Genomic DNA, 13282 nt, shown 5'->3' with positions numbered 1-13282 from the left:
GGTTGGGTGGTTTACAGAACCGCTTTTTTTAGCGTCTCCAAGTCAAGGTTGTTATAGGTGCCGGAGCTCATTAGGAGGAGGTTGGCGTTTTGCCATTCCATACCCGTCAAATGCTCCAATAAAGTGTTCGAATCTGTAAATACCTGCAAGTGCGGATTGCCAAACGCGGCACGCAGCTCATCGCCCGACAGCATTTCCATACGCTTGTGTTCAATGGTCTTCGGGCTGAAGAACACGATCGGTACATCGGCTTTGTCGAGGGCGCCGGCGTACTGCGGCAGGAAGTTCTTGTTCAGGCTACTGAAGGTATGCAGCTCCACGCAGGCCACTAATTTGCGCTGCGGGTACTGGGCTTTCACAGCTTCCGTGGTGGCTTTTACCTTAGAAGGGGCGTGTGCAAAATCACGGAAAAGCACGGAGCTGTCGCTTTCGCCGAGACGCTCCAACCGTTTGGCTGCGCCTTTAAACGTTTTGAGCGCCTCATAAAAATCGTGCGCCTTGATACCGATCTTCTTGCAGACCTCTCTGGCGGCGTTTATGTTGCGCAGGTTGTGCTCGCCGAACAGTTGTATCTCCACATCACCCTCTTTTTTGGTATGCAGAATGGTTTTACCATTGCGAATGCTGTGCGGATGCACTCCGTAACCAATGTAATTCACATCAGCCGGATTGCGCGGCACCGCCACCAGTTGCACCTGCACGTCGTCCTGATCATAGATCAGCGTGCCGGCTTTTGGCGTCATCTCGGCGAAAATGCGGAACTGATCGCGGTACACGTCCGGGTCAGGGAACACGTTGATGTGATCCCAACTGATGCCGCTGATCACCCCAATGTGGTGGTGGTAGAGGTGGAACTTCGGTACGCGCTTGATCGGGTCGGACAGGTACTCGTCGCCTTCAATGATGATGATCGGTGCCTCCTCCGTGAGTTTCACCATGCGGTCGAAGCCTTCGATCTGCGCTCCTACGGCGTAGTCGAACAGGCGACCGCAATGCTTAAGCACGTGCATGATGATGGAGGTAATGGATGTTTTGCCATGGCTACCGCCGATCACGATGCGCTGTTTGTTTTTGCTCAGCTCGTAAATGAACTCTGGGAAAGAGTACACCGGAATGTGCAGTTCATTCGCTCGCTGCAGCTCTGGGTTGTCAGGACGGGCGTGCATACCCAGAATCACAGCGTCAGGTCTGTCGTTCAGTTTCTCGGGAAACCAGCCTTCTTCGGCCGGTAGTATACCTGCGGCAGCCAACCGGCTTTTGGCCGGCTCGTAGATCTCGTCGTCTGAACCAGTGACTTTTATACCTTGGTCGTGCAGCGCCAGTGCGAGGTTGTGCATGATGCTCCCGCCAGTGGCAATCAGGTGGATGCGTTTAAAATCCGTTCTCTCCATATTCAGTGCTATCAATTTAGCGAACCGACAAATTTATAATTCCTAGCTTAAATGTAAATAGCTATACGCTAATATGTGGATATCTTCCGTAATTTGTGGATTACTTGGACGGCTTACTTTTTAAATTTGTGGTATGGAGGAGATGAAAATGAACGTGCGGCCAACTGGCAACCGCGGCAACTGGAGCAAAAAAGCACCTGCCGTGGCAGAGTTGGGTAAAAAACCGCCGCAGGCACTAGATTTGGAGGAGGCCGTGTTAGGCGCTCTGATGTTGGAGAAGGATGCGCTCACCACCGTGATCGACATTTTGCGCCCGAGTTCTTTTTACAAAGAGGCGCACCAACGCATATTTAAGGCGATCATCGGATTGTTTGACAAGTCCGAGCCGGTTGATATTCTGACTGTAACCCACGAACTCCGCGAAAACGGCGAACTGGAACTGGCAGGCGGTGCTTATTATGTAACGCAGCTCACAACCCGCGTTAACTCAGCGGCCAACATCGAGTATCACGCCCGTATCATCACGGAAAACTCAATCAAGCGTGACCTGATCTCGATCTCCTCTGAAGTGCTTTCTAGCGCTTTTGAAGATACTACCGACGTATTCGAACTCCTTGACAGAACCGAGGCCAAGTTGTACGAAGTTTCAGAATCCAATATCCGAAAGAACTTTGACGACATGCGCTCCTTGATGCATGCCGCTATTAAGGAACTCGAAGAGAAACGCAAGCAAACCGACGGCCTGACCGGTGTGCCAAGTGGCATGACGGCCTTGGACCGTGTGACGTCCGGCTGGCAGAAATCTGACTTGATCATTCTGGCAGCACGCCCGGCTATGGGTAAGACAGCCTTCGTGCTTTCCTGCCTGCGCAACGCGGCTGTCGATTTCAAAAAGGGGGTGGCGATCTTTTCCCTTGAGATGTCCTCGCTGCAGCTGGTGAATCGTCTTATCTCTTCAGAGGCCGAACTCGATTCTGAGAAGATTAAAAAAGGTAGTCTGGAGGATTACGAATGGGCACAGCTCAACCATAAGATATCGAAACTGACCGAAGCGCCTATCTTCATCGACGATACGCCGGGCCTTTCCATCCGCGAGCTCCGCACCAAGTGCCGCCGTCTGAAAGCGCAGTACGACATCCAAATGGTGATCATTGACTACCTGCAGCTGATGAGCGGCAACGCCGAAGGCAAGGGTGGCGGTAACCGTGAACAGGAGATCGCCTCCATTTCACGGGCCATGAAAATGCTGGCCAAGGAACTGAACGTGCCGGTAATTGCCCTCTCACAGCTGAGCCGTGCCGTGGAAACCCGTGGCGGTGACAAGCGACCGCAGCTTTCTGACCTTCGTGAATCCGGTTCTATTGAGCAGGATGCCGACATGGTGCTCTTCCTCTATCGTCCAGAGTACTACGGCATCACGGAAGATGAAATGGGCAACCCGACTGCCGGGGTAGGTGAGGTGATCATTGCCAAGCACCGTAACGGCTCACTTGAAAATGTTCAATTGAAGTTTATCGGCAAGTACACGAAGTTTACTAACTTGGACTCCGACTTCGGGGGCGACAGTATGGGCGGCTTCAATGCACTGCCTAATAGCAGCTTCGATGCCGAAACACCGGGCGCTATCCGACTGGGCAGTCGCATGAACGACGGCAGTAATGGTGGGGGAGGTTTCCCAGCCTCAGGTTTCGAGGAAGAACCGCCGTTCTAAGATAAAGCTTACAGTTTTTATAAGATTACAAGCCAAAGGAGGATTAGCCGCTGCGCTCCAAAGCCAGCGGCTTTTCTATTTCTGCTATACGCAGCCGTCCCAAACCACCTTTTTAGTTTCTGATGCTTTAAGTTCCTATCTTGCTATTCTTTATACATTGTTGAGATGCCCTTTCCTTATGGATTTAAATAAACTTTTTAACAGCTTGCCCGACTCTATTGTGGTTATCTCCCCGGAGTACACTGTACTTGGTGCAACAGACGCTTTCCTAATAAGTAGTATGCGCACCAGAGAGCAAATAGTAGGCACGCATTTCCTATTAGAGGCTTTCCCAGAGAAGGACGTACCTTATGAGAAGAACCCTGTTAAGAAGAGCTTGGACAAGGTGCTGAAAACGAAAAGTACAGCTCGACTGGATGTGATGCGCTACGATATTGAGCGGCCTGCATCAGCGGGTGGCGGGTATGACGTGCGTTACTGGGAGGCAAGCCAGATACCTGTGCTGGACAGTGAAGGGAACGTGGAATACATCATGCAAAAAGCCGTTGATGTAACAGAACGTGAATCAGCTAAAAAAGCCTTGCATGAGAGTCAGGATAAGTTCAGGTTCATGGCAGAAGTAATGCCTCAACTTATCTTCACTACAGACAAGGAGGGAAACCTGAACTACTTTAACCAACGGTGGGAGCGGTATACAGGCATCGAGTTGGATGAACTAATGCAGGATAGCTGGCAAACCATTATACATCCCGATGACCTGCAATTGACAAGAGCGAAATGGGAGGCCGCTCTGAAGGGAGGCACCAACATGCAGTTGGAGCTGCGCATACGCGACAAGGAAGGTACATACCGCTGGCACCTTTGCCGTTCCATCCCAATGAAGGACGCTAACGGCGGTATCTCCATGTGGGTAGGCAGCTCTACAGACATACATGATACGCGCAAGCTGGTGCAGGAACTACTGGAGTCGAACGAGCAGATGGCACAGCTTTCTGACCAAGTACAACATGCCTACGAAAAAGCTGAATCGGAGCGCAAGACACTGGAGATGCTAATGATGGAGGCACCTGCCATGTTTGTTATTCTGGAAGGGCCGGAGCACAGGTTTGAGTTGTTGAATGACAAGTACCAGCAGCTATACCCGGGACGCAATCTGGTTGGCCTGCCATTGGGGGAGGCGCTGCCCGAAATCAAACAGCAGGGTTTTATCGAGCTACTCGACCACGTATACAATTCCGGCGAAACCTATGTGGCAGAAGGCGTGCCCATCATGCTACCCAAGGAGGGAAAAGGGCCTTTAGAAGAGAGGTTCTTTAACTTCTCTTATCAACCGATTTTTGAGTCCGAGAAAGTCACAGGTATACTGGCCTTTGGCTATGATACAACGAACGAGGTGCTGTACAAACAAAAGATGGAAAATCTTGCATAGGAATAGCATGAAGAAGAACCATGCAATGGGACAGGGAAGGAGCCTACAGTAGATGGAGATAACCCAAATAGATTTTCAGCAGCTCAGGATAAAACATATCCTGTATAAGTCGAAGGTTCGCTCGTTCTTATACGGCGGGACATTCGATGCTGAATTTTTCTCTACAGCAGGGCCGATAGATGCTTGGTTCACTGCGGTGGGGAGGGTGCGCTATGCCAGTGAACCTGCTGTTACATCCTTGGCCAAGCTACATCAGGAAATGAATATGTTGGCGCATGAACTGTATACCTTGTACAGCAACGGCAATATTGACCAAGCGCACGAAGGGCTAAAAAGCGTTGAAATAAAGTCAGACCTGTTTATAGAGATACTCTCCAACCTCGACAGAAAATTTCAGAAGATATAACTGAAAACACCAAGGCCGGCAGCTAAGCGTTGCCGGCCTTGGTGTTTAATAAAGCATCCTACTTCAACTTCAGATCCACCAGAATTTGATCGATCTTCTGGTTCAACTTCTGGTCAACGCTGTCAAAGTCCTCTTTAGAAGCCAGTGGTTCATTCACGCTGATATAGAACTTGATCTTAGGCTCGGTGCCGGATGGGCGGGCTGAGATCTTGCTGCCGTCTTCGGTCATGTACTGGAGTACGTTAGAGCTCTCTAGGTCAAGCTTTGACTCTTCTCCAGTTGTGAGGTTTTTGCGGGTGCTGTGTTTGAAGTCGCTTACCTCAACCACTTTGGAGCCAGCAATAATCTGCGGCGGATTGGCACGCATGTCTGCCATCATTTGCTGAATCTCCTCTGCTCCGCGTTGGCCTTTCTTGGTGAAAGACACCAGTTCTTCTTTGTAAAAGCCGTGCTGGGTATAGATTTCCACCAGCATCTCAAACAGACTCTGACCTCTGTCTTTAGCGAGTGCCGCCATTTCAGCGATCAAGGCGCAGGCCGAGATGGCGTCTTTGTCGCGCACGAAGTCACCGATCATGTAGCCGTAACTTTCTTCGCCACCGCCGATGTAGGTTTCCTTGCCCTCTAGTTCACGGATCTTTTCGGCGATGTACTTGAAGCCGGTCAAGGTCTCGTACATTTTCACGTTATAGCTGTCGGCAATGTCTTTGATGAGGTCGGTGGTCACGATGGTCTTCACGATGAACTCCTTGCCTGTCAGTTTACCCGCTTTCTGCCAAGCCAGCAGGAGGTAATTCATCAACAGGGCTCCGGTCTGGTTGCCGTTCAATAGCTCAAACTCGCCTTTCAGGTTTCTCACGGCTATACCTACGCGGTCGGAGTCCGGGTCGGTGGCCATCACGAGGTCGGCGTCTATTTCTTTGGCTTTGTTCAAGGCCAAAGTCATCGCCTCTTTCTCTTCCGGGTTCGGGTATACCACCGTTGGGAAGTTACCATCTGGCGTAGCCTGCTCTTCTACCACATGCACGTTAGTAAAGCCAAATCGCTTGAGCACCTCCGGCACCAGCGTTATACCTGTTCCGTGTATAGAAGAGAACACAATTTTGAGATCATGCTGATTACGGATAGCCTCCTGAGAGATGGAAAGGCTCTGCACCTTTGCCATGTAGGCCTCGTCCATTTCCTGACCGAGCATGTGGATATTGCCCGGTTTTGCTTCGAACTTCACTTCGTCAATCGAGGTGATTTTGTTCACTTCCGCGATGATGTTCTTGTCGTGCGGAGCGGTTACTTGTGCACCGTCGTTCCAGTATACCTTGTAGCCGTTGTACTCTTTCGGATTGTGAGAGGCTGTTACCACCACACCGCTCTGGCAGCCGAGGTGACGGATGGCAAAGGATAATTCTGGTGTAGGGCGGAGGCTTTCGAACAGGTATGCCTCGATGTCGTTAGCCGAGAAGATGTCTGCGGCGATGCGGGCAAACACATCCGAGTTGTTGCGGCAGTCGTGGGCGATCGCCACTTTCACGCGCTCACCCGGGAAGTTTTGCTTCAAGTAGTTGCAAAGGCCCTGCGTCGCCATGCCTAAGGTATAGCGGTTCATGCGGTTGCTGCCCGCGCCCATGATGCCGCGCAGACCGCCCGTCCCGAATTCGAGGTCTTTATAGAAAGCATCGGCTAGTGCCTCGTGCTCGTTGCGCTCTAGTAAGCCGTTTATTTCAGATTTGGTAGCCTCGTCGTAGTTGCCGCTCAGCCAAGCGTCTATTTTCTGCTGTATAGCTGGTTCAATCATAGTCTTTTTGGTAATGTATGTATTGATGTTAATGTCATTTAGTATCTATGGCGCGAGTCGAAGATCCCGAACTTGATTCGGGACGTCCTCGCTCGTGACTTGCTATAGTGGGGCCTCTGGCCCCTTTGGAGCAATCGCAGGTATAGCGACCTGATTTGTTTCATTGCTTCGCCTGTGCGGCGGGCACTCACTTTTCTCCTTGATGAGAAAAGTGAGCAAAAGAATCAAGACGCTCCAAATCGAGGGCCCCTACCCCCACTCGCTGACCGCTCAAACAAAAAATCGTCGTTTGTGCACCGGGCACTGCTACTCGCTCCGTAGGTTCAGTGCAAGTTACCTAGCAATCTGTCACAGTGGTATGTGTGCTCTGCTATATGCTTATACCGAAGAGAATTTACTCTCGCTTACGTCCCCCTTACCAAGTCGCTAGTCGCTATACCTATTCCTTACAAGCCACAAAAAATCACACCAGCTCTTCTTGTTCCGCTTAACGGTTTTGAGAACTGGTGTGATATTGTTATATCAAAATAGATGTATCTAACACGGGTTACACCGTGCTATACTTGGCTTGCGGCCTAAAGGTTGCCACGTAACGCCTGCTCACGCTCGATGGCTTCGAAGAGGGCTTTGAAGTTGCCTTTGCCAAACGATTTGGCGCCTTTCCGCTGGATGATTTCATAGAACACCGTTGGTCTGTCTTCTACCGGCTTCGTGAAAATCTGCAACAGATAACCTTCATCGTCGCGGTCTACAAGGATGTTGAGCTTGCGGAGATCCGCCATGTCCTCGTCAATATGGCCGATGCGTTCGATCAGATCTTCGTAGTATGTTTCCGGCACGTACAGGAACTCCACGCCACGGCGACGCAGTTCGCTCACTGTATGCAGAATATCGTTGGTAGCCACGGCAATGTGTTGCACACCGGCACCTTTATAGAACTCCAAATACTCGTCGATCTGAGACTTCTTCTTGCCCTCAGCCGGCTCATTTATCGGGAATTTGATGTAGCCGTTTCCATTCGATACCACTTTCGACATCAGGGCAGTATACTCGGTGCTAATGTCATTATCGTCGAATGTAAGCAGCAACTTGAAGCCCATCACATCTTCATAAAACTTAACCCAGTCATTCATGCGGCCTAGTTCTACGTTGCCTACGCAGTGGTCTACGTACTTAAGGCCAACCGGCTCAACCTCAAGAAGACTCTGACGCGGCACATAGCCGGGCATGAATACCCCATTATAGTTTTTGCGCTCCACAAAGGTATGGATGGTGTCGCCGTAGGTATGGATGGAGGCTACTTTCACTTCCCCATGCTCGTCGGTCAGTGTCTTCGGCTCCAAGGCTGGTTTTGCACCACGCTCTACCGTGCCACGGAAAGAGGCCTCGGCATCGTCTACCCACAGGGCCAGCACTTTTACGCCGTCGCCGTGCTTGTGCACATGCTGCGCGATATCTGAGTTTGGGTCCAGTGATGTGGTCAGCACCAGACGGATTTTCTCCTGCTGTACCACATAAGAGGCGCGGTCACGCACACCAGTTTCGGGACCGGCGTAAGCTACTAGCTTAAAGCCGAAAGCCGTCTGATAGAAGTGAGCGGCCTGCTTGGCGTTACCCACATAAAACTCGATATGGTCGGTGCCGTTTAGCGGCAGAATATCTGTTGCCATAGGTATAGGTATGGTTTAAGAAATGATTTGTGTAAAAATACAGCTTTTATGCGTTTAACAAAACCCGTGACGTGCCGCAGCAAATTATCATTGTTAATTCTTGCAATTACTAAGGCATGTTTCCAACTTTGTAAAAAACACAATAACGCTATGAACGCAAATGCACTAAACAGTTCGCTGGTGGCTATCATCAGCAAGAAAGAAGAACTGAATGCGCTTGACTATAACGACGAGCGCTACGACGATATGGAAGAAGAACTCCACGATATGGAAGACGATTTCAACGAGGAGTATGGCGATTACTTAGAAGACGCTTTAGAAGAAGTACACGGCAAACTGCGCTCCGATGCAGACATCCTACTGCCAACAGCCTATCTGCCTAGTTCCCTGAATGGTGATCACGTGACGCCGGATGGTGAGCGTGAAGGGGTATGGGTAGAGTCTGATGAATTTCCGGGAGTAGAAATGCGCTTGGTACTGGCTGCCAACCCTGCCCGCTTCGTGGTGCTGATCGGAGATCAGGAACGCGAGCTCTGGAAGGCGGAATAAGACTTTACAGTTAACAATTAACAGTAAACTTTAACGGGTTTTACTTGCTGCTTTAGAAAGCCGCACTTGCTCTTAGGTAATAAGGGTAAGTGCGGCTTTGTTTTTAACGCTCTCTATCAAATTTTAGTGGTCATTAGCTAAATAGCCCAGTAATCATGTTTGGCAATCTAAAGAAAGGAGCTATATTAGTAAGGCGCTATGTATGTAATTGAACTGAAAGTGTTTATTTAAAAAGTAACTAAAGCGCTCTATACATAGTGCAGATAAGCCGAATAAACTTCCGTTTAGCTACACGTTGGCGGTAATAAAAGAGTAATGAAGAAATTTATAATATGGTTTGTTGTAACTGTCTGTCTTACGTCTTGTAATATCGGTGCAGGTACCTTAGGCTCATTTGACGACAGGAAATTCCGCATAAACTTTGATGAAATGCAGGCAGCAATGAATTTACTTGAAGAACAGAAGATTCCAGACAAATGGAAAGAAACAGCTGCCAGTATCCAACATACTTATGAATTCTTATCAGCTAATACCACCTGTTTTTATTTTCAAGAAAGCCCTGAAGAAATGTACTTTATTTCCTATCAAGGTAACTCCAAAGTAACTGTTATGTCAGTTCGTTCGGTCTTTATGAATGGCAGGTGGTTTACTGAAAGAGAGTTGACAGAAGCCGAAAGTGAAAGAATTGAAAATAGATTTGACAAAGAAATAGTTGGCAAGCTTGAAAAAGTAACAAAATCAAAAGCAACTCGAGAAAATTAACTTCCGCCAACAAAGTTCAGCCTTAACCCTTGCTACGCATCGGGCTTCGGCTGCACGAGCACGTTGGATTCAACCAAATAATGAAAAAACTATACTAATTCTACTTACAACTTCTCTGGTAGCTTGTTATGCTAAGCCAAGTAATCAAAAACAATTAATAACTACCGAAATGAGCCAAAACGCTATTAAGAATGAACAAGTCAAAAATTATGAATTCCTATCAGATATGTATCAGGACGACTATTTTCCTGATTTTCTTGTTGACAAAGGGAAAACCATCTTGATTGAATTATGTCTACAGATTGAGAGCCAGAAGCCTAAAAATCTGGAAGAGCTTTATGACTTGACACATGCTTCAACAGATAAATTCAATGACCTTGGTGAAGAGTTTTATGAGAACGAAAGCGAATTAGAAACTGCAGCAAGGGAAAACATTGCCGAAGACTTCGAATTTATTGCAAAAGCATACGGATTTGATGCTGATATAGAAGAGTTGATTGCCACAAGAGACTGGTAAAAGGTAAAAATGCCTGTGTCTAATAAAGTTTAGCCTTCATGAACATCTACGCCTCGCTTATCGGCTGCACAATACCGTTTTGCCTCATCGACAACATAAATGAGAACACTCTTACTTTTCTTCTTAATTCTGTTGGTATCCTCCAGCGCATTTAGCCAGTCTGCAAGTGAGCTAAATGAAAAATCTAAAGACTATCTCACAAGCGGAGATATAGCGGCTGCCTTGCCTCTTTTGAAAGAAGCTGCTGAACTTGGTAATGCTGAAGCACAATACAACTATGGTGTGTGCTTTCAGCAGGGGGTAGGCGTCTCACAAGATGAAAAAACGGCAAATGAGTGGTTCTTAAAATCTGCTAACCAAGGTTGGAAAGACGCACAGTTTAAGCTTGCTTACAGTTATGCGACAGGACGTGGTATTGCTCAAGACAGCAAGAGCGCTTTTCAGTGGGCATTAAAGTGTGCGGAGCAGAACGACCCGGCGTGCATGTTCAATGTGGTGAGTAGTTACATGGAAGGCTATGGAACAGAAAAGAACATAGACTCGATGATGGTATGGGCAAACAGACTCGGTGCGTTGGAGAATCCCGAAAACTTGCAGTTAAGCGCCCAAATTACATCAGCAAGACTTCAACTCGCTCAGATGTATAAAACCGGGAACTACGTTACAAAGGATTTAACAAAAAGTTACTCTTGGCTCCTGCTGTACAATGAAAGTAAGCAAGACTTCTCTATCCTTGAGCAACAGAAGAACATAGAACTCATCAAGGAAGTTGAAAAAGAACTGACCAAGACTCAGATTGCAGCAGCCAAAAAAGTAGCGGAGGAAAGCATCGGAAGGCCACTAAGAAACTTGGACAACCTTTATAAACAGGACCTTTAGCAGAACTACGTACTCCAACCACACCCACAAGCCATCTTCGATTTTTTATAGCTCAGCACGATAGTTACTATTAAAATCAAGAAGCAAAAGTGCTTTATAGAATTAGCATTGACACCCCTCAATCTCACTCCTTCGTTAAAATTGTCTTTTAGGCCAAAATGGAAATAGAAGCGCTAGAAAAAGAATTGGGAATAGGAATTCCCATTGACTATTTGAATTACCGAGGTAAACAGCTCAATCATGAAACTGAAGTATATTTCAGGATAGAAAACTGGGTGTTCTGGGATTTGGATACCTCATTTAAAAAAACGAATGAGCTGAGAAAAATCGGGACATTGACAAATAGTGATTTTGCATTTGCAATAAATGCAGAAGAGCAAGTCCTGTTCTATCAAGGTTCTAAAAAGGCAAGTACTAAGATCTTCCATTTAGATGAAGAGGGAGATATTACATTCTATGCGTTCTCGTTAACTGAGTTTACGAACTTCGGAAAGACCCAGAAGCTAATTGAAGAAATTGAAACGCTGGGTTTTGAAAACCAGAATCTAGGTGAAATAGAAAGCTGTGCTGGGAGCTTATTTCAATATGCTTTTGCGCTTAACACATCGGAGTATGATGATAACTACTCGGAAGAACGAAATAAAAAAGCATTGGAGCTATTTTTCAGAGCAGCGGAAATGGGACACCCGGAAGCTGCCCACGAAATAGCCAGCTATTATTATTTCCAAGAGCATGTAGACGTAGAGAGAGTAGTTGAATGGAGAGATAAGGCCATTGAATTGGGTAGCAAAGAGGACATTTTTGAGTTGGCTGATTTTATAATTGATGAGAAACCTGAAGAGATAGATAAGGCAATTTTATTAATTGAAAGTCTGCTGGATGAGAAGTGGTACAGAGAACGTGCATTGCTGAAACTCTCAAGGGTATACATGAAAGGTACTGGCGGTAAATTAAACTACGAAAGAGGAATTGAGTATGCAGAAGAGTGCGCTACGTTAAATAACTACAATGCTTTGTCTGACTTGGCTTTCTACTATTACAAGGGAATGGGAGTGGATAAAGATGTTCAAAAGGCATTTGATTTATTAGTTAAAGCAGAAGCAAGAGTAACTGAAAAAACTGGTAGTGGGATGTGGGGAGATTTTGTCAAACATCTTGAAAAAGAATTAAACGCAGCAGAATAACATGGTGTATGTTTGTATCTGATGCAAGGCCTACCCCACTAGATTAACGAAACCGTTATAACTTAAAACTCAATCAGTATGTCTCCCCTCATTTCAGCCACAGAACTCACCGCTATCTTGAACAATGAAAAACTCGTTCTGATAGACGCCCGCTCCGGCCCCAATGCCCGAGCCAAGTATGAAAAGGAACACTTGGCAGGCTCAATGTTTGTTGATTTAGATAAGGATCTTGCCGATATCAAACCCGACGCTGCAAACGGTGGCCGACACCCTTTGCCCGAGCCGGAGAAATTTGCAGAACTGTTAGGGCGCTTAGGTATAGCGCACAACAGCCACTTGGTGGTATATGATGATATGAGTGGCGCCAATGCCGCTTCCCGCTTTTGGTGGATGTTGCGAGCCGCAGGGCACAGTACGGTGCAGGTGTTGGATGGGGGCTATCAGGCGGCTGTGGCGGCAGGTATACCGGTGAGCAGCGTGAAAGAGCAAGCAAAGCAGGTTGATCCGTACCCTTTTAAAGCGTGGGAGCTGCCCACTATTACCATAGATGAGGTGGCGAAGGCTGTCCACGACCCAGACTACCTTGTGGTCGATGTGCGCGATGCCGCCCGCTACCGCGGAGAGACCGAACCGATTGATTTGATAGCCGGGCATATCCACGGAGCCGTCAATATACCGTTCCAGAGCAATCTGGCGCAGGACGGCACGTATCTGTCCCCGGAAGCACTCAGGGAGAAGTATGCCACCGCCCTAGGTGGCCGCGACATGGAGCATGTGGTGGTGCACTGCGGCTCGGGCGTAACCGCCTGCCACACGGCACTGGCCATGGACTATGCCGGTTTAGGTATACCCACACTCTATGTGGGCTCTTGGAGCGAATGGTCCCGCAACGACCGCCCCATCGGAACAGGGGCCTAAGGTATAGGCATCAAATGAAAAGCGGCTGCTGAATCAGGTTCAGCAGCCGCTTTTCATTTGATAGGTATAGAAGC

The 13282-nt window shown here is 47.9% G+C and carries 12 protein-coding genes; 9 read left to right on the top strand and 3 right to left on the bottom strand.

The window, feature by feature from the left end; all coding sequences use genetic code 11:
• Positions 1–11 precede the first annotated feature (11 nt).
• Positions 12–1391 carry a Mur ligase family protein gene (locus Q1A04_RS04580; protein WP_299701838.1) on the bottom strand — a complete coding sequence of 460 codons (1380 nt, stop codon included), beginning with the start codon at positions 1389–1391 and terminating at the stop codon, positions 12–14.
• Positions 1392–1533: 142 nt separating this feature from the next.
• Between Q1A04_RS04580 and dnaB the strand changes: the two genes are divergently transcribed.
• The 3 genes from dnaB to Q1A04_RS04565 all read left to right on the top strand — a co-directional run bounded on the left by dnaB (position 1534) and on the right by Q1A04_RS04565 (position 4937).
• Entirely contained in the window at positions 1534–3102 is a 1569-nt protein-coding gene (gene dnaB / locus Q1A04_RS04575) for a replicative DNA helicase (RefSeq protein ID WP_299703626.1), read from the top strand.
• A 178-nt stretch (positions 3103–3280) separates the two neighbouring features.
• Positions 3281–4531, top strand: a complete 1251-nt coding sequence (locus Q1A04_RS04570; protein ID WP_299701836.1) for a PAS domain-containing protein — start codon at positions 3281–3283, stop codon at positions 4529–4531.
• A gap of 52 nt (positions 4532–4583) precedes the next feature.
• Positions 4584–4937 (top strand): histidine kinase, encoded by a 354-nt coding sequence (locus Q1A04_RS04565; RefSeq protein WP_299701834.1) that lies wholly within the window; start codon positions 4584–4586, stop codon positions 4935–4937.
• Positions 4938–4995: 58 nt separating this feature from the next.
• On the opposite strand, the gene Q1A04_RS04560 is transcribed toward Q1A04_RS04565, so the two are convergent.
• Positions 4996–6729, bottom strand: a complete 1734-nt coding sequence (locus Q1A04_RS04560; RefSeq protein ID WP_299701832.1) for a phospho-sugar mutase — start codon at positions 6727–6729, stop codon at positions 4996–4998.
• A 575-nt stretch (positions 6730–7304) separates the two neighbouring features.
• Entirely contained in the window at positions 7305–8399 is a 1095-nt protein-coding gene (gene hppD / locus Q1A04_RS04555) for a 4-hydroxyphenylpyruvate dioxygenase (RefSeq protein WP_299701830.1), read from the bottom strand.
• Between the two features lie 150 nt (positions 8400–8549).
• On the opposite strand from hppD, the gene Q1A04_RS04550 reads away from it, so the two are divergent.
• The 6 genes from Q1A04_RS04550 (at position 8550) to Q1A04_RS04525 (ending at position 13208) form a co-directional block, all read left to right on the top strand.
• Positions 8550–8948 (top strand): hypothetical protein, encoded by a 399-nt coding sequence (locus Q1A04_RS04550; RefSeq protein ID WP_299701828.1) that lies wholly within the window; start codon positions 8550–8552, stop codon positions 8946–8948.
• A gap of 315 nt (positions 8949–9263) precedes the next feature.
• The gene (locus tag Q1A04_RS04545; protein WP_299701826.1) at positions 9264–9710 is read left to right on the top strand and encodes a hypothetical protein; all 447 of its coding nucleotides are present in this window, start codon (positions 9264–9266) and stop codon (positions 9708–9710) included.
• Between the two features lie 169 nt (positions 9711–9879).
• Positions 9880–10227, top strand: coding sequence for a DUF5713 family protein (locus tag Q1A04_RS04540; protein ID WP_299701824.1), 348 nt, complete (start codon positions 9880–9882; stop codon positions 10225–10227).
• 99 nt (positions 10228–10326) lie between these two features.
• Positions 10327–11106 (top strand): tetratricopeptide repeat protein, encoded by a 780-nt coding sequence (locus Q1A04_RS04535; RefSeq protein WP_299701822.1) that lies wholly within the window; start codon positions 10327–10329, stop codon positions 11104–11106.
• 158 nt (positions 11107–11264) lie between these two features.
• Positions 11265–12290, top strand: a complete 1026-nt coding sequence (locus tag Q1A04_RS04530) for a hypothetical protein (protein ID WP_299701820.1) — start codon at positions 11265–11267, stop codon at positions 12288–12290.
• Between the two features lie 78 nt (positions 12291–12368).
• Entirely contained in the window at positions 12369–13208 is an 840-nt protein-coding gene (locus tag Q1A04_RS04525) for a sulfurtransferase (protein ID WP_299701818.1), read from the top strand.
• Positions 13209–13282: the final 74 nt, after the last annotated feature.

It is taken from the genome of uncultured Pontibacter sp. (assembly GCF_947499215.1).
Lineage (GTDB): Bacteria > Bacteroidota > Bacteroidia > Cytophagales > Hymenobacteraceae > Pontibacter.
The sequence above is the reverse complement of the archived record's forward strand: the minus strand, read 5'-3'. Positions and strand labels throughout refer to the sequence as shown.